Below are 24,247 nucleotides of genomic sequence, written 5' to 3' on the forward strand. Positions count from 1 at the left end.
CATGTTCGAGCGGGAGAAGGCTCATCGCCACTTTCATGTTCGCCACGGGCGTCGAGAACAGCGTGCCTACGATCGACAACGGCAGAACGCGGGTCGATGAAATGGAAAGTTGCGGCCATTATGCCCGCTGGCGAGAGGATTTCGCACTCGTTCAAGAGATGGGCATCTCCTATCTGCGTTATGGTCCGCCCGTCCACAAGACCTGGCTGGGTCCAGGACATTATGACTGGGAATTTGCGGACCAGAGCTTTTCGGAACTGAAGCGCCTCAATCTCGTCCCCATCGTCGATCTTTGTCATTTTGGAGTCTCTGACTGGATCGGAAATTTCCAGAATCCTGACTTCCCCGAGCAGTTCGGCATTTATGCCCGCGCCTTTGCGGAGCGCTTCCCTTGGGTACAACTATATACGCCGGTCAACGAGATGTTCATCTGCGCCACTTTCTCGGCGCGTTATGGCTGGTGGAACGAGCAGCTCGCCAGTGATCAGGCATTCGTCAATGCACTGAAAAATATTGTTCGCGCCAACGTTCTGGCCATGCGTCGAATATTGGAAGTGCGGCCCGACGCCATCTTCATCCAAAGTGAATCTTCCGAATATTATCATGCCGAAGCTCCGGGTGCGATCCGGGGTGCCGAGCTGATGAATTCGCAGCGCTTTCTCTCGCTGGACCTCAACTACGGGCGTCGCGTCGATTCCGAGATGTACGAATATCTCATGGATAACGGGATGACGCGCGAGGAATATCATTTCTTCCTCGACAATCGCTTGAAACAGCACTGCATCATGGGGAATGACTATTACATCACCAACGAGCATCGCGTCGCGCTGGACGGAATGACCCGGCCTTCTGGCGAAATTTTTGGCTACAGCGAGATCACCCGCCAATACCATCAGCGTTACCGCTTGCCGGTGATGCACACGGAAACCAACCTGTCACAAGGTCCGCTGGGCACCGAAGCGGTCGATTGGCTCTGGAAGCAATGGGCCAACGTCCTCCGGGTGCGAAATGATGGCGTACCTATCGTCGGTTTCACCTGGTATTCCTTGACGGATCAGGTCGACTGGGACAGCGCGCTGCGCGTCAAGAACGGGAACGTCAATCCGCTCGGCCTCTATGATCTCGACCGCAAGATCCGTCCGGTGGGCGAAGCCTATAAGCGCTTGATCCAGCAATGGCGCGACGTCCTTCCGACCCAAAGCCTGTGCCTTACGGTGCCGGTCGTGCTGCCGAGCGACGTCAATCGTGGCTTCGCCATGGAGCAGCGGGAGCGGGCAAAGCGGATGATCAAGGCACCCGCGACAGGCCCGGCTGTGCAGGAGGAAGCATGATGAAGCAACGCTTCGAGGATAAGGTGGCGATCGTCACAGGCGCGGCGGGCGGGATCGGCGCTGCGATCGCCGCAAGACTGTATGCCGAGGGGGCGGCTGTCCTCATTGCCGATCTCAAGCAAGACCAAGCCCAGGCGGCTGCGGCCGGCCTTGGCGCCAAGGCGATGGGCTTTGGCTGCGACGTCGGATCAGAGGAACAGGTCGAAGCCTGCGTGAAGGCGGCAATGGACCATTTCGGCAGGGTGGACATTATCGTCAACAATGCCGGTCTCATGTCGTTCAAGATGCTCGCCCAGTGGTCAGGCGATGACTGGCTGGACATATTGCGGGTGGATCTGTTGGGCGCCGCATTCTTTACGAAGCAGGGATTCCTCTGCTTTGGCGCCAAAGGGGGTGTAATCGTTAACATCGCCAGCGTCCATGCTATGGAAACCAGTGCGAACGTAGCACCCTATGCCGCGGCCAAGGCGGGCATGCTCTCGCTGACCCGCAGCACTGCCATTGAGGGACGCGATACAAAGATTCGCGCGAACGCTGTCTTGCCCGGTGCGATAGACACGCCGATGCTATGGAATAATCCCAATGTGCAATCGGGCGCCGAGACGATCGTTAACCGTGACGTGGGAACCCCAGAAGATATCGCTGCGGCCGTGGCATTTCTCGCTAGCGATGACGCAACATTCATCACGGGGACGACACTGGCGGTGGATGGTGGGCGGCTGGCCCGGCTTTGATAGCTCCGTCAAGTTTGATTACCGGCATAGTTGGGCTATCGCACAGCAGGTCGCGACCTGAATAACATGGGAGCATTCTCACAAGGTTGCGCGAGGCGTCTGCCAGCCGCCGCCGAGTGCGCGGAACAGGTCGATCTGGCTGGCGGCGACCAGCGCATCGGCACCGGCGAGGTCGGCTTCTGCTCCTGCCAACGTTCGCTCCGCATCCAGCACTGCCAGCGAATCCGCACGTCCTTCGCGAAGCTGTGCCCGGCTGATCCGTGCCGCGACACGCGCCTGCTCCAGTGCCGCTTGCAGCGCCCGCCGCCGTTCCAGCCTATGAGCATAGGCGGAAAGTGCTGTTTCCGTTTCCTGCAGCGCCTTCAGCACCGCGCCGTCGAAGGTCGCCAGCGCCACGCGTGTCGATGCTTCCGCCTGGGCCACCCTCGCGCGTCCAGCCTCCATGTTCGGGAAGGCCCAATTCAGCAGCGGTCCGATGACCCAGTTCAGAGGCCCCGCTCCGAACAGGTTGCTTGCCGTATTTCCCGTCGATCCGACCGATCCACCCAAGGTGATACGCGGATAAAGGTCAGCTGTCGCGACGCCGATCCGAGCGGTCTGCGCCGCAAGTCTGCGTTCCGCTTCCCGCACGTCCGGGCGCCTGGCCAACAGCGCGCGGCCATCTCCGACTGGTATGGGGCGATCCAGTCGAAGAGTGACCGCGCGCTGGCCGACCTGAGGGGGGAGGTCGGCCGGCGCTCTTCCGGTTAGGAGGGCCAGCCGGAAAAGCGCTGCATCGCGCTGGGCGCGAAGGGGGGGAATGGTCGCCTGCTGCTGGTTACGCAGCGCGGACACGCGAGCGACGTCGAGACGGCTTGTGCGCCCTGCCGCATATCGCTTGGCGGTAAGGTCCACGGTACGGTCGAGCAGCTCCAGCGTTCGCTCGGCCACGCCGATCCGCTCGGCCGCCGAAGAAGCGTCGGCATAGGCCCGTACCGTCTCGGCAACGATGCTGACTCGTACGGCATCCGCAGCAGCGGCGGCGGCGTCTGCATCCGCTCGCGACGCTCCGAGCGCACGACGTACCCGGCCGAACAGATCGACTTCATAGGCGACACTCAGCCCGGTATCGATGCGCCAATCCTCTGCTTGCTGGCCTGGTGGACGTTGGATTGCAGAGGTGCGGCCATAGGTTGGCTGAGCCGAGACGGTTGTCTGCGGCAGCATTTGCGTACGACTTTCGCGAAGGACAGTTCGCGCTCGCTCCAGATTGGCGAGTGCGACCCTCAAGTCCGTGTTGGCCGCCAAAGAGTCTCCAACCAGGCCGTCCAGTATTGGATCCTGGTAGAGCCGCCACCAGCCGTCCTGCGGCGCATCCGGTGTGGTGAGCGTCGGCGGCGCGGCTATGAAATGGCCTTGTGTACTTACCCCCGCCTGCGGGCGGACATAGTCCGGACCCGCAGCGCAGGCGGCAAGCGCCAGCGTGGCCAAGGCGATGAGCAGATATCTTGTCGTCATCATCTTTCTCATTCCGCTGCCCCAAGCACAGGCCCGCTGATATGCGGGCCCCTACGCTCCCGCCAGCGCCGCATGCGTTCCGAAAGGGCGCGGGTGACCACGTAAAAAGTTGGTGTGAACACGAGCCCGAAGAAGGTCACGCCCAACATGCCGGAGAAGACTGCTGTACCTAGCGCCTGCCGCAACTCCGCGCCGGGACCTGTAGCAATCACGAGTGGCACGACACCAAGGATGAAAGCAAAGCTGGTCATCAGGATCGGGCGCAGGCGATTTTGCGCAGCACGAACGACCGCATCTACAGCTGCCATGCCCTCTTCTTCCGCCTGCTTTGCGAACTCCACGATAAGGATCGCGTTCTTGGCGGCCAGGCCGATCAGCACGACGAGACCAATCTGCGTGAGGATATTGTTGTCCATGCCCCGCAGATTGACCCCGATCATCGCCGCCAAAAGCGTCATCGGGACGATCAGGATGATCGACAGAGGCAGCATCAGGCTTTCAAACTGTGCGGCAAGCACCAGGAAGACAAAGAGTGTTGCTGCAGCGAACACCAGGATGGCCGCATTGCCTGCCATCTTCTGGAGATAGGCGACCTCCGTCCATTCGCTCGTCACGCCGGACGGCAGCTTGACCGCCAGACGCTCCATCGCAACCATCGCCTGACCGGAGGAATGACCGGGCGCAACATCACCCTCCACATCGATGGCGGGATAAAGGTTGTAGCGAACAGCCCGGTATGGACCTGTCTTGTCGTGCAGGGTCGCGACCGCGCCGACCGGCACCATCTCGCCCGATGTGGAGCGGGTCTTGAGGAGCGCGACGTCGCCAGAATCATCCCGGAACGGCAGATCGGCCTGCGCGATCACGCGATAGGTACGGCCCAGCAGGTTGAAGTCATTGACATAGGCGGAGCCCAGATAGACCTGCATCGCTTCGAATATGCGGGCGGGCGATACGCCGATCATGTCGGCCTTGGCGCGGTCCACATCGGCAAAGATGCGGGGGGCGGAAGCCTCGAATTTCGTATGGACGAAGAAGAGATTGGGATCCTTGTTTGCTTCGGCGAGCAGGCCGCCGACAATCTTGTTTAACTGCGCATAGCCACGTCCTGAACGATCCTGGATCAGCATCTTGAAACCGCCGCCCGTACTGATGCCACGGATCAGCGGTGGTGGAATGACGAACGCCCGGCCTTCATTCACCTGCGCTGCAATCTTGCGCGCCTCCCCCATGATGAAGTGATTGGTCCAGCCATGCTTGCCGCGCTCTTCGAAGCTGTCGAAGACGAGGAAGGCCGCTGCGGCGTTCGGCGCGACGGTGCCGCTCGGCGCGTGATAGCCAGTCAGCATGACGGTGCCCTTGACGCCAGGGATCTTGCCCATCTTGGCGGCCGTTTCCCGCAGAACCTTGTCGGTCTGCGCCAGCGACGTGCCCGGCGGGGTGAATATCGCCGTCACCGCATAGCCCTGATCCTGCGCCGGAACGAAACCGGCTGGCGTGGACATGAAGACCAGCGCCGTCAGTCCGACCAACCCGACATAGATAAGGAGCATAAGTTTCTGTCGGCCCAGCATCGCGCGGGTGACGGCGGCATACCAGTGACTCAGGCGATCGAAGGCGGCGTTGAACCGCTTGCCCCCGCGATAGGCCATGCGCTTCCACCGGCCTTCAGGCTCATCCTCTTCCTTCGGACGCAGCAGGAGCGCAGCAAGCGCGGGTGACAGCGTTAGCGAAAGGATCAGCGAGATGATCGTTGCCGCCGATATGGTGACCGCGAACTGGCGGTAGAACTCCCCTGTAAGGCCGGTCAGGAACATCGTCGGCACGAACACCGCGCACAGCACCAGCACGATGGCCACCAGCGCAGTCGACACTTCGTCCATGGACCGGTGCGCTGCCTCGCGCGGGGTCATGCCATGTTCCAGATTGCGCTCGACATTCTCGACCACGACGATCGCGTCGTCGACGACGATGCCGATGGCGAGGACCAGCCCGAACAGCGACAGGTTATTGAGCGAATATCCAAGCGCCGCCAGCACCGCGAAGGTGCCGACCAGCGACACGGGGATCGCAAGCACGGGAATGACCGCCGCGCGCCAACTCTGGAGGAAGACCAAGATGACGATAACGACCAGCACCACCGCCTCGAGCAGCGTGTGCTGAACGGCGCTGACCGATTCACGAATGAAGTCGGTAGGATTGTAGATGACGCGATATTCCATGCCCGAGGGGAATTTGGCGGACATGGTCTTCAACTCAGCCAACACTGCATCGGCAGAGTCCAGGGCGTTGCTGCCCGGCCGCTGGAAGATGCCGATGCCGACGGAGGGTTGGCCGGACAGGTAGGTGTTGATGCCGTAATCCTCGGCCCCAAGCTCCACCCGTGCGACGTCGGAAAGACGGGTCAGACGACCTTCCCCATCGCTCTTGATAACGATGTTCGCGAATTGCTCGGGCGCCGTGAAGCGCCCCTGCGCTTCCAGATTCACCTCATAGGCAGGCGCGCTGCTTTCCGGCGGCTTGCCGATCGCGCCAGCGGCGACCTGCACATTCTGGGAGCGGAGCGCCTCGACGATCTCGCCCGCCGTCATGTTGCGCGCGGCCGCCCGGCCGGGATCGATCCACACGCGCATCGCATAGTCGCGGGCGCCGAAGATACGGACCTCGCCCACCCCGTCGATGCGCGCGAGCCCATCCTTCATCTGCGTCAGCGCGTAATTAGACAGATAGGCGCGGTCGAGACTGTTGTCCGGCGAGATCAGGTTGGCGACGAGAAGGAAGTCGGGAGTAGTCTTGCGCGTCACCACGCCCTGGCGCCGCACATCGTCGGGCAGGCGGGGTTCAGCGAGCGCGACGCGGTTTTGCACCAGCACTTGCGCCTCGTCGAGGTCTGTGCCCTGCTTGAAGGTGACAGTGATCGTCAGTCGACCATCGCCGGTCGACTGACTCGACATGTAGAGCATGTCATCGACACCGTTGATCTCCTGCTCCAGCGGTGCGGCCACGGTGTCAGCGATCGTTTCGGACGAAGCACCCGGATAATTTGCGCTGACCGTGACGGTCGGCGGCACGACGTCGGGATATTGCGCGACGGGCAGGCCGAAAAAGGCGAGCGCGCCGACAATCGTGATGACCACCGCAATGACGCCAGCGAAGATCGGCCGTCTGATGAAGACGTGGCTGAGACGCATGATCTCTTCCCCTTATTCCCTTTGCCGGACATGGGACGCCGTGGCGCCCGGCAGGCGCGGCGGCTTCCTTGCCGGGCTTGTTCAGTCGGCCAACGTGGCCTGAGACGCGATCGGTGCGGAAGCTGGTTCGCTGACCGATGACGGCGCTGTTTCGATACGATCGGCGACCGGTTTAACCTTCGCGCCGGGCTGGATGTACTGGGTGCCCTGGATAACTACCTGATCTGACGGCAACAGGCCCGACCGGATGACACGCAGGCCATTGGCCAAGGCACCGATCTTGACTGGCTTGGCCGTCGTGCTTCCGTCCTTGCTGACGACAAACACCAGCTTGCGCGCTTGGTCTGTCACGACTGCCGCGTCCGGGACGAGCAGCGCACGATGTGGCGCACCCGAGCCAAGCCGCATATTGCCAAACATGCCCGGCACCAGGAAGGAGTCGGGGTTGGAAACAACCGCCCTACCCCTGATCGTGCCGGACCCGCGATCGATCGCGTTGTCGGTGAAATCCACCCTTCCTTTCCAGCTGTAGCCGGTTTCATCCTGAAGCCGGATTTCGACCTGTTCGCTGGCCTGCTGCTGGCGGCGATGCTTGAGGTAGAGCGCCTCGGAGCCGTTGAAGGAGAAGTAGATCGGATCGACCGCGTTAATGGTCGTCAGCACTGTCGCTCCCGCAGCGGTGTCACCCGCCACTAAATTGCCGACATCCACCTGCCGGTCGGAAATGCGGCCTGTGATCGGCGCGCGGATATAGGCGAACTCGACATTCAGGCGACGCGCCCGCACCGACGCCTGCGCGGCGGCAAGCTGCGCCTCGGCCGACCTCACTCGGGCGCGGAGGGAGTCGACTTCCTCCGCGCTCACTGCCTCGTCAGCGATCAGGCGCGTGGCGCGCCCCAGTTCTGCTCGCGCAAGCCCAAGCGCGGTCGATGCACTCGCCACCTGTGCCTGCGTCTCCTGCAACGCGGCGGTGAACGGGCGGGGATCGATAGTGAAGAGGAGCTGGCCCTGCTTCACGACATCGCCATCCCGGAAATGAATGCCCACAAGCTGGCCGGAGACGCGAGGCCGTACCTCCACCGCCTTGCTTGCCTCGAACCGGCCAACATAGTCGTCCCAGTCAAGGACCATGCGCGAGAGCGGCGTAGCCACTGTGACGACCGGCATGGGAGGCGCGGGCGGGGCTGCGGCGCCGTTCCACCAATTCATGGCTGCCCAAATGGCGAGGACGCCCGCTGCCGGGAGCAGGAGGTAGGCGGGCTTCCAACGCCGTGCCGCTGGTACGCCCTGTTCCATTTCCGAGGCGGCTTTGACTTTGGAAAGATACATCGTCTGCCCACTTTTCTTACGGTTATGTTACTGACCGGTACGTCTCTTGCGGGTTACGTACCGATCTGTTACATACTCGTCAAGCGGTGAGGATGCGGAATTTCTGTTTATGGACCTGACGGATGGTTCCGACTGCGGCTGCGCGGAAGGAACGCTAAAGAAAACAGCAGCTTCGAGGATATTTGAGACCGCCAAGGATCTCTTTTACAGACGCGGAATCAGGGCCGTGGGTGTAGATGAGATTGTTTGTCAGGCGGGGGTCACAAAGCCTAGTCTCTATCGAGCGTATCGGTCAAAGGACGAGCTAGTAGCCGCTTGCTTGCGCGAGGATGCCGAGGCGGGCCTTGCTGGGATTTATGCCGTATTGGAAGCGGCAGGGCCGAACCCGCTCGATCGACTATACGCCCTGATCAGCCACAAATCGGAGAAGATGCGCGAAGCCGACTTTCGCGGTTGCCTGATCAGCAATGTCGCAGTCGAACTCCCCGAACCAAGCCATCCCGGCCGTTTGATCGTGGAAAGCTGCAAGTCGGAATTTCGTGCGTTGATCTGCGACCTCAGCCGCGATCTAGGTGTGGCCGAACCGGAAAAACTGGCAGATGGATTGATGCTGGTCATTGAGGGTGCGATGGCGACGCATCATGTTTTCGGCAGTCAGGGTCCGGCGCAAGCGCTGGAAGATACCTGTGCGGCGTTGATTGCTTCCCATCTGGAACGAGCTGCTGGCAAGCTACTGATCGCCACTGAGTCCGGGAGAACGCGAGCGTCCCCTATTAAGTAAACGTGTTGCCGAACCCCGTCTTGCATGCCCAGGGGTAGTCAGCGGACTTCCCCACTGCGGGTACAGCGGAGCGTTGCCAAGGCCAACAACCCTCTATCTCTGTCTCGAGGGAGAAGCTGAGGAACGTCCGGATCGCGACGATAGCAGCAAGTAGGCCTAGGCTCGTAAAGGTGAGCGGGGCAGTAACGGTTGACATGATATCCGCCCCAACCAGTAGCTCAAGTCCGAGCAATATCCCACGCCCGAGATTAGCCCGGTAGAGATCATAAGCTTGGCGCCAATCCCCTTTTACGCCGTCCCATAGAAAATAAGCGGTCGATAACAGCGTGCCGGTGACGATGATCCCGGCTCCAGCCAGCTCGACCATTTTCGCAAGGAAATCGATTGCCGCGTGTGTCTCCTCCATATCGCGTACAAGCGCGGAGGATAGGAAGCTGTTCCCGATCTGCGGACGTTCCGGATTGCAAGTAAGGAGGACATCACGTCAAACTCGCCTGTGGACGTGGGAAGCAGCCGCGTCTGGCTCACGGTCGCTATCGTAATCTTCCGGGTTGGCACCGCCCCGCCCCCTCCGAGGCGCAATCCTTGGGCTGATTCTCAGTGTTCGGATTACGCATTTGCTCGGCAGCTGTCGTGCTCATATGAGCGTGTTCGTTATCCATTGTCAGGCCAGTTTCAGACCTTCCTGGTTCATCCGCCGCGTGAGGCGGCCTGTCGCGCTATCGTCGAGCGCCTGACGCAGGCGCGGGAACAGCTCCTGCTCCTCCTGCTTCATATGCCGTTCGATGTCGGCGCGGAACTTTGCCAGCTTCTGCTGAAAGGCCGGATTATCGTCCAGAAGGTCTGACAGTTCGTAGAGATATTGCTTCACATAGCCATGCTCGCCGTTGAGCGCGTCCGCCTCTGCTTCCATGCCATGTTCGCGCATGGCGGGGTAAATGGCGTTCTCTTCCTCCAGCGCATGTTTGCCCAAAGCATGTTTGAGCTGCATCAGCATCAGCCGACGTCTGCCGCTGGCGGCATCGTCGGTTGCGGCAAGGCCGTCGAACAAAGCAAGCGCTGCCTTATGTTCGGCCGCGAGTGCCTTATCCCAGTCGCCTGCCAACATGGTCGGTGCCTGGACCATCAACTTCCGCCCGGCGAGACCGAGGAAGGCAAGGCCCGCACCGAGCAGCAGGCTTTGGGATCGTGAGGGGTAATGGGCGTGAAGCGCCATGGGTTATCTCCCGTTGACTGATGGCCGGTTAACGATGGCTTTTCGCACATGTTCCGCAGTCCGTCGCAGGAGCGGCAGAGGCATTAACCTATATTATCTACGGCTGTTTTTGCATGAGGCCGTCGTGAAAAGAGGGAACGCGGGCGCCCGCCCGCTGGTTGGCGCCATGATCACTTCAGGAGGCTCAGCATGGCCGACAACATGGCGCCGCTCCCGAGCGACGATGCGCCGCTTACCACGAGCAAAAAAGATCGCAGCGAACAGGCGAGCGACACACTGATCGAACCCACGGGCGATACGCTGGTCGGCAAGACGGTGACCATCAATCGCCCCAGGGCGGAGCTCTATGCCTTCTGGCGGGACATGGCCAATTTGCCACGGTTCATGGAGAATGTGGTGTCGGTGGTGCCGGTGGGGGAGGGGCGCACCCACTGGACGGTGAAGGCACCCGCCGGGAAGACGGTGGAATGGATCTCCGCCATCATCGAGGACAAGCCTAACGAGACGATCGCCTGGACTTCAGAACATGGTGCCGACGTTCCGAATAGCGGCCGGGTCGATTTCCGCGACGCGCCGGGCGTGCGCGGAACGTGGGTGAGCGTGACGATCCTTTATGATCCCCCGGCTGGGATCATCGGCAGGGCAGTTGCCAAAATGTTTCAGCGAGAACCGGCGATTCAGGCGCGGCGCGATTTACGTCGGTTCAAGCAGCTCATGGAGACGGGCGAGATCGCGACTTCGGCGCGCACCCGCGAGGCGTTTGAGGAGGAGGAGGTCTGATGCGGGCGCTGACATGGCATGGCAAGCATGATGTTCGGGTGGAGACAGTGGATGATCCGGAGATCATAAATCCTCGTGATGCGATCATCCGGATAACATCCACGGCAATTTGCGGCTCTGACCTCCATCTTTATGATGGATACATACCGACGATGAAGTCGGGCGATATATTGGGCCATGAATTCATGGGAGAGGTGGTCGAGACGGGACCGAAATCGACATTGCAGAAGGGGCAGCGCGTTGTCGTTCCCTTCACCATTGCATGCGGCGGATGCTTTCATTGCAGCAAGCATCAATATTCCGCTTGCGACAACAGCCTGCCCGCCGACAATCAGGACATCGCTCAGGCCATTTACGGCCAGCCCATGTCAGGTCTGTTTGGATATAGCCACATGACCGGCGGCTATGCCGGGGGTCAGGCTGAATATGTCCGCGTGCCGTTTTCCGACGTCGGCCCGATCGTCATTCCCGATGGGGTGGAAGACGACAAGGTTCTTTTCCTTTCGGACATCCTTCCGACTGGATGGATGGCGGCCGAGAATGCCGCGATTGAACCGGGAGATACTGTCGCTGTCTGGGGTTGCGGGCCGGTTGGGCTGTTCGCCGTGCAGTCCGCCTTCCTGGTGGGGGCGGAGCGGGTGATCGCCATTGACCATTTCCCTCGAAGACTGGAACTCGCGGCGCGTTTCGGCGCGCAGACGATTAATTACGAGCAGACCAAGACCTATGACGCGCTGATGGAGATGACCGGCGGCATCGGCCCCGACGCGTGCATCGATGCGGTGGGGCTGGAGGCGCATGGCTTCTTTGCCGACAATGTGTGGGACCAGATCAAGATATCGACCTTCCTCGGCACGGATCGCACCCATAGCATCCGCCAGGCCATTCTCGCCTGCCGCAAGGGTGGGCGCGTGTCGATGCCCGCCGTTTATGGCGGCTTCGTCGATAAATTTCCGCTGGGCGCCTTCATGGAGAAGGGTCTGACGCTCAAGACCGGGCAGACCCATGTTCAGCATTATATGCCCGCCCTGCTCAATGCGATCATGGAGGACAAGATCGACACGACTTTCCTCATCAGCCACCGCCTGCCGCTGGAAGAAGCGGCGGAGGGATATCGCATGTTCCACGATCATCAGAATGAAGTGACCAAGGTCGTGCTGAAACCGGGCATGGCGGCCAGCCAGAAAGAGGAGAACCGCGATGGGAGCCACTAAATTCGCCATCGTCACCGGCGCCTCGACAGGTATCGGGTTCGAACTGGCCCATTTGGCCGCGCAGAATGGCTATGACCTGCTGGTCGTGGCGGACGAGCCGCTGATAGAAGCGTCGGCCACCGATTTCCGTCGCCATGGCGTGGAAGTGGAAGCGGTGGAGGCTGATCTCGCGACGATACAGGGCGTCGAGACACTGATCGACGCGGCGAAGGGGCGCAAGGTGGATTTGCTCTGCGCCAATGCTCGACGGGGCTTGGGTCACGGCTTTCTGGAGCAGGAGGTCGCAGACTGGCGGCGGGTGATCGACACCAACGTCACCGGCACCCTTTATCTGCTACAAAAGGTCGTCCAGCCGATGGTGGCCCGCAATGAGGGCAAGGTGCTGATTACCGGCTCGATCGCTGGCTTCATGCCCGGCTCCTTCCAGGCGGTCTATAATGGCACCAAGGCGTTTATCGACAGCTTTGCCGATGCATTGCGCAATGAGATAAAGGATGCCGAGGGTGTCACAATCACCACTCTGATGCCGGGCGCGACGGAAACGGAATTTTTTGACCGGGCGGACATGTTGGATACCAAGGTGGGGTCCGACGAAAAGGATGATCCCGCCAAGGTCGCCAAGGATGGCTGGGACGCGCTCATGGCGGGCAAGGCGCATATCGTATCGGGCTGGAAGAACAAGCTTCAGGCCGCCGCAGCGCATGTCACGCCTGCCTCCATCCTAGCTGAGCAGCATCGCAAGATGGCCGAGCCCGGCACAGCAGAGGAGAATGACGATGAGTGAACGCGAAGGACAGCATAAGCCGGACAATGCCGAAACGCCGCGCGGTCCGATGGGTGACACGCTGCCGGGGCGGGAGAAGGAAGACCCCCGGACGGGCGGTGGCCAGCGGCAGGAGGCGGTCGAGGATCGCCCTAATGTCGGCACGGTGAAGCCGGAGGATTATCCGGAAAAGGATCGGCGGGATTCCCGTCCTTGAAAACCACAACGAGGTGAACCATGGGATGGGAGCCGTTCAGTCCAGATCCGGTTAACGGCTTTCGGGGCGACGACCTTCCGGCCTATGTCGCTAACGGCCTGGTGGGTCTTCGCGTGCGCGAGATTCCGATGCTGCCCGGTTCCGCCATCGTCAACGGCGTGGTGGGTTTGCATGTCGAGGAGCCGGTCGAGGCTGCCATCCCTATCCCTTATCCGCTTGCCGCCGACATGGGCGTCGGGGAGACTTGGCTGACCGAACAGCCCTGGCTCATCAGCGACGCGACACAGCGATATGATTTCGCCGCCGGGGAGCTATTCAGCGGATTTACGTTTCACGTGGGCGAAGTTGCGCTCCGCGTCGAGGTTCTGACCTTTGCCAGCCGCAGTGACCCGGCGTTGGTGCTGCAGCGCACCGAATTGAAGGCCGATAGTCCTTGCACGGTCCGGCTTCGCGCGGGGATTGCGACGGCGGGTGCGCGTGGGCGAGCGGACGAGCGGAAAGTCGAAGGGCCAGCAGCTTCGGGTGATGGCGCGATGCTTTGGGTGCCGGAGGGTGCGTTCAACTGCTGCGGCATCGCTTTTCATAGCGAATGCCGCGAAGCTAAGGATGAGCCCTGCTTTCGGGAGAAGCACGGCTCGGGATCGCTGACGGCCGAATATTCGGTCGAGTTGAGGCGTGGTAGAACGGTGCGGCTGGAGCAGATCACCGCCCTCGTTCCCTCCCTTGTCCATCATCGCCCCATGGACGAGGCCGTTCGCCGGCTTGCCAAGGGCACGGAGCTGGGTTTCGACCAGTTGCGCGACCTCAATCGGGAAAGCTGGCGGCAGTTGTGGCAAAGCCGGATAGTGGTCGATGGCGCGAGCGCGGATCATCAACGTCTGATCGACGCGGGCTTCTTCTATCTCAACAGCTCCGCGCACAGGTCATCGCCCGCCGCGACTTCGATGTTCGGGCTCGCAAGCTGGCCCAATTATAATTATTATTTTGGGCATGTGATGTGGGACATCGACGCCTTCTGCGTTCCGCCCCTTTTACTCGTCCAGCCCACGGCGGCGCGCAGCCTGCTCGGCTTTCGCGCCCGGCATATTGGTGCTGCGCGCATGTATGCGATGCTCGATAACAAGGATGGACTGTGTTTCCCGTGGGAGGCGGCACCGCGTTCGGGCGAGGAAGCGACGCCCGGTCGCGGATCGGGCGCGGCACATGCGGCCCATGTCTCACTGCATGTCGCGCGCGCCTTCGCGCTCCAAGCCGAGGCGGAGCGCGATATGCGCTATCTGCGCGCTACAGGCTGGCCTATATTATCAGGCGTGGCCGACTGGCTGGCGTCCCGCCTAACGCAGACGACGCGCGGTTTTGAACTGCTGCGGGCGACAGGACCTGCCGAAGTGCCCGAACCGCCGGATAATGACAGCTTCACGCTGATGACGGTCTATGATCTGCTGCGCCGGACGATCCGCATCGGCCTGTCGATCGGGGCGGAGATACCTTCCAATTGGCGCAACATAGCCGACAATCTCCATTTGCCGGTTCGCGGTGACGGCATCATCGCCTCGCATGAGGAGTTCCGCATCAGCGAGCCCAAGGGGGCGACCCCCTCCCCGCTCGCCGGCCTATTCCCGATGGACTATCCAGCGACCGCCCGACAAGAACAGGCGACGCTCGACCTTTTTCTGTCGCACTGGCCGGACTATGTGGGGTCGCCGATGCTGCCTGCCTTTTATCCCGTCTGGGCAGCGATGCGAGGGGACCGGGCACTGGCGCTCAAGCTGTTTGAAGAGGGCTATGCCGCCTATGACAAGGGGCGGTTTCACCAGTGCCTGGAATATCGCGAGGATCATCCGGATTCCAAGGTGCCTGCCGGCCCCTTCATGGCGAATATTGGCGGGATGCTGATGACCATGCTGCTGGGCCTGCCGGGGATCGAAATTTCAGATGCCGATCCGTCGGACTGGGGACGGCGGCCAGTGATCCTGCCGGCCGGGTGGAAAAGCATCATCGTGGATCGGCTGTGGGTCAGAGGGGCGCCGATGCGGATGGAAGCGATTCACGGCGCGGAGCGCGCGCGACTTTTCAAGGCATGAAGGACTTTGTCAAGTTGGGCTTCGACGGACCCGACCTGCCGCGCTCAACTGTCCGGTTGATACGTCGGTAAGAGTCGGCATCGGCAACGGCCACATGATTTCGCGGGTTTTGATAATGTGCCACTTCGGCGCGAGAGAGGATCCTCAAATGGCAAATCAGAACCAAGACAATCAAATGGGTAACCAGCGAGGCGGACAGACCCAGAATCCCTGCCAGCAGAATCAGCAGGACGACCAACGGCGCCAGCAGGGCGGCCCGGATCAGCAGGAACGCCGCGATGATCGTTCGGGCGGTCAGCAGCGGTAATCCGCCGATTATGCTATCGAGGGCCGCCATCATTGGCGGCCCTTTCTAATTTACGGCCAATGATAGTATCATTCTTTGCCCGGACCTCCGCTTCCGTTGGCTGGAGCTGGGGAGTTGCTAAATACCTGACGGTCCCGCCCGGCGCGACCGCTAAGCCCTTCAGATCTGGGCAGTTCGCTTTTTTAAGCGGCGACCCGGATCGGGCTATATTCAACCTTGCCGTTGGCAGCAAACTTCGCCGCTGTTACCTAGTGGTGATCAAAAGCAGCGACATCGCTGTGGCCGAAAGATTGCGTCATCCAGCAGGGATTCGTATCATGTGTCATACCATGCATTGCTGTCGTTCTGACTGGCGGCTGGAATGGCGATCAGTCAACGGCATGAGCTATCGGCCGCTATATCGCCAGGATAGGAAATGGCAGCAGCCCACCGGTAAACATTTTTTAATATCTGTCGATTAATCCAGATTAGGCAAAATCTGGGCTTGCTGCCCCTCCCTTAATCATCTGTTTCAGAATTTCCGTTACCGCATCCCCCGAAAGGGATGAGCATGCCGCGCACTGGTCACAGGATGCAGGGAGGAAACGGACGGCCATTATGGCTGCTGACAGCGGTATCCGTGACCGTGTTACTTGGCATGCTGATCTTTCCGACGGCTACTTTGCTGTACCTAACGATCTTTATTGGTGCGGCATCCCTGCACATCGCCGCCGAGACATTCTGGCTCGTTCGCCTCCGTAAAGCACTGCGCGCCGGGACCGCCTATCCGCTTTCCCGCGCCATTCACGCAGAAGTCCTCAACCTCATCGAAGCAAACCGTTCGATCGCTCCGCGCCAGGTGCAACGTCACGGCGTTTCGGGGCTTCCCACCCGGGAAAAGTTGATTCACGTGATCAGCCAGGGTCCAGGCGTTCTCGGCATGATCGAATTTACGGATTTTGACCGGCTGAGCGCTATCGATCCTGAAAAGGCGGACCGGGTTCTTGTCGAAATCGCCAAGCGGATAAGCCGCATGGCCGGCGCAGGGCGCATGGCGGCTCATGTCGATCGAGCCCACTTCGCGCTTTGGTTCGCAAGCGCCAGCGAGGAGGACGCTACCACCGCTCTGCAAGCCATCACTTACGCGCTTCAGGATCGCATTCTCATTGACGGCGAAGAGCTGTTGCCTGTGGTCCGTATGGGCCATATGGCCTGCGATCCCAGCCTGGCCCCGGCGGCAAAGCTGGTTTCCCGCGCCTTTTCCCTTTTGGCCAGCCGCCACAGCAATATGCTTGGCTCGATCGAAGCAGCGTCGAAGGCTATAAGTTGCGACTTCGCACTGGAACAGGATCTGCGCCGCGCCATCACCGGGGGCGAATTCGAATTGTGGTTCCAGCCCTTCCTTGACGCAAGGACGCAATCGGTCTGCGGCGCCGAAGCCCTGATCCGTTGGCGGCACCCCGTTCGCGGACTGGTCGCACCGGCGGAGTTCATCCCCCTGGCTGAAGCTGCCGGATTGGCGGGGGAGCTTGGCACCTGGGTTCTCGACGCTGCTTGCCGCGCGGCGCGCAACTGGTCGGCAACCGGTCTACCGGACGTCAAGGTCGCCGTCAATGTCTCGGGTCAGCAGCTGGAACGGGACGGCTTTGACAGCCTGGTCGAACGGACGCTTGGCCGCCACGGCCTACCAGCCCGTCTGCTGGAACTGGAACTGACCGAAACCATCGCCATGGCCGATTCCCGCACGGCCGCGCAGTTGTTCGAGCGCATTCGCGCATTTGGAATAACGATCTCCATCGATGATTTCGGCACCGGCTTTTCCAGCCTCAGCCATCTGAAAAAGCTGTCCTTCGACAAGCTTAAGATAGACCGGGAATTTGTGACCGGCATCGACAGCCGCCGCGACTGTCAGGCGATTTGTCAATCAATCATCGCACTGGGCCGCGGCCTGGGCATCAGCGTCTTGGCCGAAGGGGTGGAACGGACGGAGGAGATGCTTTGGCTGCGCCGTCACGGCTGCAACCTCTTCCAGGGCTTTCACTTCGCCCGCCCGCTGCCTGAAACCGATTTCCTCGCCTTCGCCCGCGACCGGCAGAGGATCGCCAGTCTGTTCAGCACAAACGCCCCGCCCCTACACCCAAAAAAGATCACGCACGCAAGGACCGCCTGATGAGGATGAACGCGCCAAACCTGTTGCTCGCCATTGTGGCGCTAGGCCTGGCGGGCTGCGCCTCAAAGCCCGGTGGGCAGGCGGTGCGCCCTACCATGGTGCAGCAGGTTAGCAATGCCCAGGAACTAGGCGATGTCGTATCCCTGCTCGACCAGGGGGAGGAAAAAGCCGCGCGCAAGAAGCTCTCCGCAATGCTGAAACGCGATCCTGCCGACACTTCCTCACGCAAGCTGCTGGAGAGCATCACCGCCGATGCGGTCGCGACATTGGGCGGCACCGCCTTCGTCTATCGGGTTGAACCCGGCGACACCATGCAGGATATCGCCCAGCGTTTCCTCGGCGACAGGATGAAATTCTATCTGTTGGCACGCTATAATAAGCTCGCCGTCCCCGCTGCGCTCAAGCCGGGTCAGACCGTCCGAGTGCCAGGGCTCCGGCCAAAGGATGCGCCCCCGGCACCGTCCCGGCCTCGACCTGAACCAACTCCCGCCCCTGCCCCTTCCACCAAGCCCGCGCCATCCGCCACAGGGGCCGTTCCACCGCCTGCGCCGCGCACGGCCGATCCTCGCCGCGCTGCCCAGTTGCGCTCAGCTGGCCTTACGGCTCTCAACAAGGGGCAGATCGGCAACGCGGTAAGGCTGCTCGGTCAAGCCCTCCGCCTGGATCCCGGCAATGCGCTGATCGAGCGCGATCTGGACCGCGCGCGGCGGCTTCAGGCAACAGTGACGGCCCGGCGATGACCAATAGCATTTCGACAATGGCCTTTTGGCATTTCACAGCCTCAACATTGGATTTGGCCGCATGATCTGGGTTGGACGTTACAGGATTGATGAGCTGATTGGCGAAGGCGCGATGGCGCACGTTCACCGCGCTCATGACCCAAGCATAGACCGGCCGATTGCAGTCAAACTGCTGAAGCCGGAATTCCGCTCCGACAGTGAGATTACGCGGCGTTTCCTGAGTGAATCCCGGGCGGCCGGCATGCTCAGCCACGCCAATATCGTTACCATTTACGATGTAGGTGAGGCCGACGGCACGCCCTATATTGCGATGGAATATGTTGATGGCTGCCCGCTGGACGAACTGCTCGCCGCGCAAGGCCGGATGACGGCGGACAAGGTCACCATGCTCGGCGCGCAAATCGCCCACGCGTTGGCCTATGCCCATGCGCAAGGTGTCGTCCACCGTGATATTAAACCCTCCAACATCCTGATCTGCGACAGTGGCAAGACCGCCAAGCTGCTCGATTTTGGCATCGCCAGGATCGACGGTCGCGACGTGGCGTCCCCGCAGAGGCAGGCGGCCCGCACTCAGGTCGGCGCCGTCCTCGGCACGCCCCGCTACATGAGCCCGGAGCAGGCGCTTGGCATACCGGTCGATGCGCGATCGGACCTTTTTTCACTGGGCGTCGTCCTCTATGAAATGGTGACGGGCAAGGTCGCCTTCACCGGCGCGGGCCTCGCCACGCTCGCCATCCAGATCGCACAGGAGCAGCCGCTCGAAATCGCGCGGCAGGTCCCTGATTGCCCCAAGGGGCTTCGCTTTCTCATCGGCAAGCTGTTGGCCAAGAAGCCTGACCAGCGCTTTGCCAATGCTGCTGAGGTCGCTCAGGCACTTCGCCGCGAACATGACGCGGCGACCGGCGATCTGGGCCAACGCCAGGAAGGATGGATGCAGCGCTACCGCATGCCGCTCCTGCTTGCCGCGTCGGTGCTGCTGGCAGTCGGGACCGGGGTAAACTTCGTGGTGCAACGGGAAAAGATGGTCATGCAGGACATGGCCCTAACCTCCGGCTCGTCCATCGCATCCTTCGTCGCCCGCAACGCGGCACTCCATGTGGCGGAAAATGCGGGTCGCCCCGCCGCTCAGCAGGATTGGGCGCCTTTGCAGGCATTCGCCGTGGCCGCCGCCAGCGACCCCAGCCTGCGCCAGCTCGTCATCGCCGACGAACGCAACATCATCCGCGCGTCCAGCAACTCCCGGCTGCTCGGCACCCGCTACCAACAGACGGCATCGGCCGAAGCGCCATTGCCTACCATCGCAGGCTCTGCGGTGACCCAGACACAGGGGGGCATCCGCTTCGTGCAGCCGGTACGCTATGCAGGGGTTCCGTTCGGCAAGGTGGATGTTGTAATCGAACGCGGCCCTCTCGATCAGGCGCAGCGCACCGCCAGCCTGCTCTTCGCCGGGTTCGCGGTCTTCGTGACGCTGGTCCTTGGCATATGCAGCGCGGCCAGCGTGCGCATCTGGAGCCGTCCGCTCCGTAGGCTGCAACGGGCGCTCGAGGATGTTACGGCTGGCAACCTGTCCTTCCGCATCTCGCACCGGCGCAAGGATGAAATTGGCGATCTGTTCGACGCGATGAACCGCATGGTCGCGTCCATGGCTGACCGGCAGAATTATGTCGCCACCGCCCTCGCTGACGCGGAGCATGCGATGCTGATGACCCGGATCGATCCTGTCGTGGCGGCCGATCCTGCCGGATTGAAAAGGAAGAGCTGATGTACATCTTCCGATTGTTCGACAAGGATGACGCGCTCACGCCGGTCGATGCCCGCTTTCTCACCGACGGCGTCCTCACTGTCGGACGCGACCCTGCTTCCGATTGGGTGATGATCGATCCCGACCGGGAAATTTCGCGATCGCATCTGACCATGCGGGTCGAAAATGGACGGCTTCTGCTTCATTGCACTGGTACGAACGGCGTCTTCGATGCCGCGACCGAGGATCGCTTGCCCATCGGCGAGGATATTCCGCTCACCTTGCCCCAGTCCATTCTGCTCGGCCGCTACCGCCTTGCCGCCGATTATGCGCCGCAAGCGTCTGCCGCCGGTTCTCCTGAAAACGGCACTCTTCTGATGATGCCGCCGCTCGGTCATTGCATCGACGTGCCCAGTGACTGGACCGATGCCCCAAATGTGGCACCGATCACGGCAGGCACTATGTTCGAAGCCTTTTGCGAAGGCGCAGGCATAGAGGCGGCACAATTTGGCGCCGAAGACCCGGCCGAAATCCTGCGGCGCGCAGGCGCCGTCTATCGCCAGATGGTGCTCGGCGTCGGCGATCTGCTTGCCGAACGGGATCGCGTGCGCGGCCAGTATCAGCTTGCCCAGACCATCATCACCAGCGCAGACAATAATCCGTTCAAATGGGCACCGACCCAGCGGCTGGCGATCGACCTGCTGCTCGCGAGCGAAGCGAGTTTCCTCTCAGGTCCAGACGCGCTCAACGCGTCCTTTCGCGATATCAAAAAGCATCTGGTCGCAACGTTCCGCGGATTTCAGCAAAGCCTAACCGCCGCCATCGACAGCTTTCACCCAGCCACTATCGTTTCTGCCACCCAAGGGCAGAGTTCACTGCTCAAGGGCCGCGCCACGCTCTGTTGGGAGGAAGCGTGTCGGCGTCATGCGGCTTTGGCTGCCGAGTTGACCGGCGAGTCAGGCGTCCTCAACGACGCCTTCGTCGCGGCATATGGCGAAACCAGCGCGCAGCAGCAAGGGCCCGACATATGAGCCCCCTGCACGCCATGGGCGGTCGCCTGCCCAACGACTCTTCCCGCCGCTCTTTCGCGCGCACTCATATCGGCAAGGTCCGGCTGCTCAACGAAGATCGCTATCTTGAAGCGCCGGAACACGGTCTCTGGGCGGTCGCGGACGGCATGGGAGGGCATGATGCAGGCGATGTTGCCGCGACAATGACCGTTCGCGCCCTCGCCGCCCTGTGCCAAAGCCCCACGCCGCTGGATACCGACGCCATTAGCCGGGCGCTACGATACGTCAACGCCGACATCCACGCACATATGACACAGCGTGGCCTGCGCGGCGGGTGCACCATCGCCGCGCTTTGGCTGAGCCAAGCCCATGCGCATATCTTTTGGGCGGGCGATAGCCGCGTCTATCGCTCTCGCAACGGCCATCTTGAACGGCTGACGCGCGACCACAGCGTGGTGCAGCAATTACTCGATGCGGGCGCGCTCAGTGCCGAACAGGCTGCGCGTCACCCGCAGACCAACGTTATCACACGCGCGCTCGGCGTGGATGAAGGGGTAGATATTGATCTATCCACCACGGACATACGCTCCGGAGATCGATTCCTCCTCTGTTCCGACGGCATCACAGGCGAACTGGATGATACGCAGCTTGCCGGATTTATGCGCGAGCAGCCTGCAGAAATCATGAAGATGATCATGACCGCCGCCCTGGCAGCAGGCGGCCGCGACAATCTAACGCTGATTATGGTGGGTTAGGGTGGGGTGAGTACCATTCTTCCATGACATCAATCTGACGATATCAACTGTCGCATTTTCGTACCATCTTACCTTGGCCCAAGCCCAAGACACATTGTTCCGCATTGCCCGACACACCTCATGGGGCATGACCAGACGCGGGCTCCGCTGCTGCGACGAGATCGAACTGCTACGCAGGAGCGGCTGCGTCCTAGCGCCTGCCACTTGCTTTAGGATGCAGTGTTTCAATATTGCCTCTCTCAACCCTGCCCTGCCCCGCCACACAGCTTGAAAGCTGTCCTTCGGACATGACAGGGTGGCTGAACGGCTACAAAGGTTCGTGGAGGCGGAGGCCCCACCTGCGCTGGATCGGATACTCCGCGTCGCAATCAGGTCGCGCCAAGGAATCTCCTCGACTGCAATGTCCAACATTTTCGTTTCACCCGTCGTCAAGCCGTATCGCTCCGGTGAGGGCCGCCTTGTGGCGATCGCCTGATATTTTGACATAGCACCGGTGCAAGCGCCGGTGTTCGCACCGATACTAAGGACGGTGCGATGAGCCAGATCACGGTAATTTCGGGGCCCGAGCGGCGCCGGGTGTGGAGCGACGAACAGAAGCGGCAGCTGGTGGCGGCGATTGCGGCTCCTGGGGCGAACGTGGCGGAGATTGCCCGCCGTGCGGATCTGCGGCCGAACCAGATTTACAGGTGGCGGCGGCAGATTTTGGGGCTGCAAAACGGTGCTGTGCCACGGCAGAGCAGGCAGTCTTGTCAGCAAGCAAAAGACGACACGCAGCCTCCGCCCCCCATAGAGCCCGCGATCCTCCGAAACAGACACAAGCCCCTTCGGGTCTCGCGACACTCTGCACCAGCCCGGCATAGCCACCGCCGTGCATGCACCGGAATGCGCCAGACCTTCACGAAACATGGCGTGCCCCACGTTCAGGAATGCGGATAAAATCCGTGCGGGGAAGGCGCAAAATCACATGCGACTGGAAAAGATCACATGCTCTCAATCCGTACCCGTGGAAAGAAAGGCATATACTACATCCGAGGCTCGGTTTCGCTTGGCGACAAGCATATCGAGGTCCAGGAGTTTAGCCTCAGGACAACCGATCGCGATGCGGCGGCCCATCTGATGGCGGAACATGAAACGAAGCTGCGCCACCAGCTCATGTTCGGTCCCGCTGCGCTTGTCGCTCAGGGAACCATCGCCGATGCCTTCGACAGCTATCTGTCAAAGGCCAAGCCTCCTTGCGCATCCGACATCCTGCGCATCGGCAAACTGAATGGCATCATCGGCGACTTCAGCCTGCGCGAACCCAAGCAGGCGTGGGAGCATTTTCGCCGCGCTTACCTGACCGGCCATGATCCGGGCGGTCAGGACCGCTACCGCTCGGTGTTTCAGGCAGCGATCAATGTCCATTACGATCTGCACGATCTTCCGCCGCTGCGGATCAAGGCAATCCCGTTCAACAATGAGCGGGTGCGCTTCCTTAGCAAGGAAGACCGAGACCGGCTGATCGCCGCCTATTCCCCTCACATCCAGCCGATCATCACTTTGCTGGCTTTCCAGGGTCCGCGGATCCAGACGGCATTGCAGATCCCGTGGGGCGTCGATGGAGTGGACATGAAGGAAAGATCCATCCGGCTCAACCACAGCAAAAACGCGGTCATCAAATCGGTGCCAATGCATTCCCGCGTGTTCGATGTGCTCCACCCGATCTGGGAAAAACGAGGACAGCCGACACAGGGCCATGTCTTCCTCAACCGGTTTGGCAAGCCTTATTCGGACACGCGCAAGGCGAATATCCCCGGCGGCAACCCGATCAGGAACCAGCATGCGACCGCCTGCACGCGCGCGGGGATCGAGGATTTCACCGTCCATGACTGGCGCCACCATTGGGCGTCCCACTGCGTGATGGCCGGGATAGACCTCATCACCATCATGAACATGGGCGGCTGGAAGTCACTGCGGATGGTCCAGCGCTATTCCAGCGTCAGCGTGGATCATATGTGGGGCTGCATCAATAATCTGAGCTGAAGGGAGCGGCCAAAAGGTAGAATCGGCGGCGAGAACCGACTCCACTTTTTCGCTTCACGCTGAAAAAAGCCCGCTCGGGACGGCGTGATAAAAGGTCAGGCTGCAAGCAGCGGCTGTATTTCCTTTATGTCCGCGGCGTCCGTCACCAGCAGGTCATGATGCGCCTGAAGGTTTAGCCAGAACGCAGCGGTCGTGCCCAGCGCCCGCGCCAGCCGCATAGCGGTATCAATGGTGACGGAAGTCTCCTCCGCACATAGGCGCTCGGTCCGCGTGCGGGGTACATGGATATGCTTTGCCAGCTTTCCCGCGCTAATACCCATTTCCTCCAAAAATTCATGCTTAAGGATTTCGCCGGGATGGACCGGCACTTGCAGCATGGTCATGAG

The 24,247-nt window shown here is 61.2% G+C and carries 22 protein-coding genes; 15 read left to right on the forward strand and 7 right to left on the reverse strand.

Going from position 1 to position 24,247, the window contains the following annotated elements; all coding sequences use genetic code 11:
* The first annotated feature begins 35 nt into the window (after positions 1-35).
* Positions 36-1,331, forward strand: a complete 1,296-nt coding sequence (locus tag ACYU81_RS03185; RefSeq protein WP_460986307.1) for a family 1 glycosylhydrolase — start codon at positions 36-38, stop codon at positions 1,329-1,331.
* The gene (locus tag ACYU81_RS03190; RefSeq protein ID WP_460986308.1) at positions 1,328-2,065 is read left to right on the forward strand and encodes an SDR family NAD(P)-dependent oxidoreductase; all 738 of its coding nucleotides are present in this window, start codon (positions 1,328-1,330) and stop codon (positions 2,063-2,065) included. The genes ACYU81_RS03185 and ACYU81_RS03190 overlap by 4 nt, the downstream gene beginning before the upstream one ends.
* A gap of 78 nt (positions 2,066-2,143) precedes the next feature.
* Here ACYU81_RS03190 and ACYU81_RS03195 read toward each other — a convergent pair whose 3' ends face one another.
* The 3 genes from ACYU81_RS03195 to ACYU81_RS03205 form a co-directional block, all read right to left on the reverse strand.
* Positions 2,144-3,562 (reverse strand): efflux transporter outer membrane subunit, encoded by a 1,419-nt coding sequence (locus ACYU81_RS03195; RefSeq protein WP_460986310.1) that lies wholly within the window; start codon positions 3,560-3,562, stop codon positions 2,144-2,146.
* 8 nt (positions 3,563-3,570) lie between these two features.
* Positions 3,571-6,753: an efflux RND transporter permease subunit gene (locus ACYU81_RS03200; protein WP_449473665.1), complete on the reverse strand. Its 3,183-nt coding sequence runs from the start codon at positions 6,751-6,753 to the stop codon at positions 3,571-3,573.
* An 81-nt stretch (positions 6,754-6,834) separates the two neighbouring features.
* Positions 6,835-8,082, reverse strand: a complete 1,248-nt coding sequence (locus ACYU81_RS03205; RefSeq protein WP_460986311.1) for an efflux RND transporter periplasmic adaptor subunit — start codon at positions 8,080-8,082, stop codon at positions 6,835-6,837.
* 109 nt (positions 8,083-8,191) lie between these two features.
* Between ACYU81_RS03205 and ACYU81_RS03210 the strand changes: the two genes are divergently transcribed.
* Positions 8,192-8,863: a TetR/AcrR family transcriptional regulator gene (locus ACYU81_RS03210; protein ID WP_449473669.1), complete on the forward strand. Its 672-nt coding sequence runs from the start codon at positions 8,192-8,194 to the stop codon at positions 8,861-8,863.
* On the opposite strand, the gene ACYU81_RS03215 is transcribed toward ACYU81_RS03210, so the two are convergent.
* Together ACYU81_RS03215 and ACYU81_RS03220 are read right to left on the reverse strand one after the other, a co-directional pair.
* Positions 8,856-9,269: a DUF1622 domain-containing protein gene (locus ACYU81_RS03215; protein WP_460986312.1), complete on the reverse strand. Its 414-nt coding sequence runs from the start codon at positions 9,267-9,269 to the stop codon at positions 8,856-8,858. The genes ACYU81_RS03210 and ACYU81_RS03215 overlap by 8 nt on opposite strands.
* A 258-nt stretch (positions 9,270-9,527) precedes the next feature.
* Positions 9,528-10,079, reverse strand: a complete 552-nt coding sequence (locus ACYU81_RS03220; RefSeq protein WP_460986313.1) for a hemerythrin domain-containing protein — start codon at positions 10,077-10,079, stop codon at positions 9,528-9,530.
* A 189-nt stretch (positions 10,080-10,268) separates the two neighbouring features.
* Between ACYU81_RS03220 and ACYU81_RS03225 the strand changes: the two genes are divergently transcribed.
* The 5 genes from ACYU81_RS03225 to ACYU81_RS03245 are packed head-to-tail and all read left to right on the forward strand — an operon-like array spanning position 10,269 to position 15,137.
* Positions 10,269-10,859: an SRPBCC family protein gene (locus ACYU81_RS03225; protein WP_460986314.1), complete on the forward strand. Its 591-nt coding sequence runs from the start codon at positions 10,269-10,271 to the stop codon at positions 10,857-10,859.
* The gene (locus tag ACYU81_RS03230; protein ID WP_460986315.1) at positions 10,859-12,073 is read left to right on the forward strand and encodes a zinc-dependent alcohol dehydrogenase; all 1,215 of its coding nucleotides are present in this window, start codon (positions 10,859-10,861) and stop codon (positions 12,071-12,073) included. The genes ACYU81_RS03225 and ACYU81_RS03230 overlap by 1 nt, the downstream gene beginning before the upstream one ends.
* The gene (locus ACYU81_RS03235; protein ID WP_460986316.1) at positions 12,060-12,857 is read left to right on the forward strand and encodes an SDR family NAD(P)-dependent oxidoreductase; all 798 of its coding nucleotides are present in this window, start codon (positions 12,060-12,062) and stop codon (positions 12,855-12,857) included. Before ACYU81_RS03230 ends, ACYU81_RS03235 begins: the two co-directional genes overlap by 14 nt.
* Positions 12,850-13,053, forward strand: coding sequence for a hypothetical protein (locus ACYU81_RS03240; protein ID WP_460986317.1), 204 nt, complete (start codon positions 12,850-12,852; stop codon positions 13,051-13,053). The genes ACYU81_RS03235 and ACYU81_RS03240 overlap by 8 nt, the downstream gene beginning before the upstream one ends.
* Positions 13,054-13,073: 20 nt before the next feature.
* On the forward strand, positions 13,074-15,137 hold the full coding sequence (locus ACYU81_RS03245) for a glycoside hydrolase family 65 protein (RefSeq protein ID WP_460986318.1): 2,064 nt from the start codon (positions 13,074-13,076) through the stop codon (positions 15,135-15,137).
* Here the strand turns inward: ACYU81_RS03245 and ACYU81_RS03250 are convergent.
* Complete coding sequence (locus ACYU81_RS03250; RefSeq protein WP_460986319.1) at positions 15,127-15,474, reverse strand: hypothetical protein; 348 nt, start codon at positions 15,472-15,474, stop codon at positions 15,127-15,129. The genes ACYU81_RS03245 and ACYU81_RS03250 overlap by 11 nt on opposite strands.
* Positions 15,475-16,063: 589 nt before the next feature.
* Between ACYU81_RS03250 and ACYU81_RS03255 the strand changes: the two genes are divergently transcribed.
* The 7 genes from ACYU81_RS03255 to ACYU81_RS03285 all read left to right on the forward strand — a co-directional run bounded on the left by ACYU81_RS03255 (position 16,064) and on the right by ACYU81_RS03285 (position 23,861).
* On the forward strand, positions 16,064-17,593 hold the full coding sequence (locus ACYU81_RS03255; protein ID WP_460986320.1) for a bifunctional diguanylate cyclase/phosphodiesterase: 1,530 nt from the start codon (positions 16,064-16,066) through the stop codon (positions 17,591-17,593).
* Positions 17,593-18,333 (forward strand): LysM peptidoglycan-binding domain-containing protein, encoded by a 741-nt coding sequence (locus ACYU81_RS03260; RefSeq protein WP_460986321.1) that lies wholly within the window; start codon positions 17,593-17,595, stop codon positions 18,331-18,333. The genes ACYU81_RS03255 and ACYU81_RS03260 overlap by 1 nt, the downstream gene beginning before the upstream one ends.
* 61 nt (positions 18,334-18,394) lie before the next feature.
* Positions 18,395-20,095 carry a protein kinase domain-containing protein gene (locus tag ACYU81_RS03265; RefSeq protein ID WP_460986322.1) on the forward strand — a complete coding sequence of 567 codons (1,701 nt, stop codon included), beginning with the start codon at positions 18,395-18,397 and terminating at the stop codon, positions 20,093-20,095.
* Entirely contained in the window at positions 20,095-21,105 is a 1,011-nt protein-coding gene (locus ACYU81_RS03270) for a type VI secretion system-associated FHA domain protein (RefSeq protein WP_460986323.1), read from the forward strand. The genes ACYU81_RS03265 and ACYU81_RS03270 overlap by 1 nt, the downstream gene beginning before the upstream one ends.
* Positions 21,102-21,839, forward strand: coding sequence for a PP2C family protein-serine/threonine phosphatase (locus ACYU81_RS03275; RefSeq protein WP_460986324.1), 738 nt, complete (start codon positions 21,102-21,104; stop codon positions 21,837-21,839). Before ACYU81_RS03270 ends, ACYU81_RS03275 begins: the two co-directional genes overlap by 4 nt.
* Before the next feature lie 534 nt (positions 21,840-22,373).
* A complete protein-coding gene (locus ACYU81_RS03280) occupies positions 22,374-22,775 on the forward strand; it encodes a transposase (RefSeq protein ID WP_449473693.1) in 402 nt (133 codons plus the stop codon).
* 48 nt (positions 22,776-22,823) lie between these two features.
* Entirely contained in the window at positions 22,824-23,861 is a 1,038-nt protein-coding gene (locus ACYU81_RS03285; protein WP_460986325.1) for a tyrosine-type recombinase/integrase, read from the forward strand.
* 95 nt (positions 23,862-23,956) lie between these two features.
* Here the strand turns inward: ACYU81_RS03285 and ACYU81_RS03290 are convergent, their stop codons facing one another.
* Positions 23,957-24,244: a HigA family addiction module antitoxin gene (locus tag ACYU81_RS03290; RefSeq protein WP_449473697.1), complete on the reverse strand. Its 288-nt coding sequence runs from the start codon at positions 24,242-24,244 to the stop codon at positions 23,957-23,959.
* Positions 24,245-24,247 lie beyond the last annotated feature (3 nt).

The organism is Sphingobium sp. TomTYG75 (assembly GCF_054771635.1).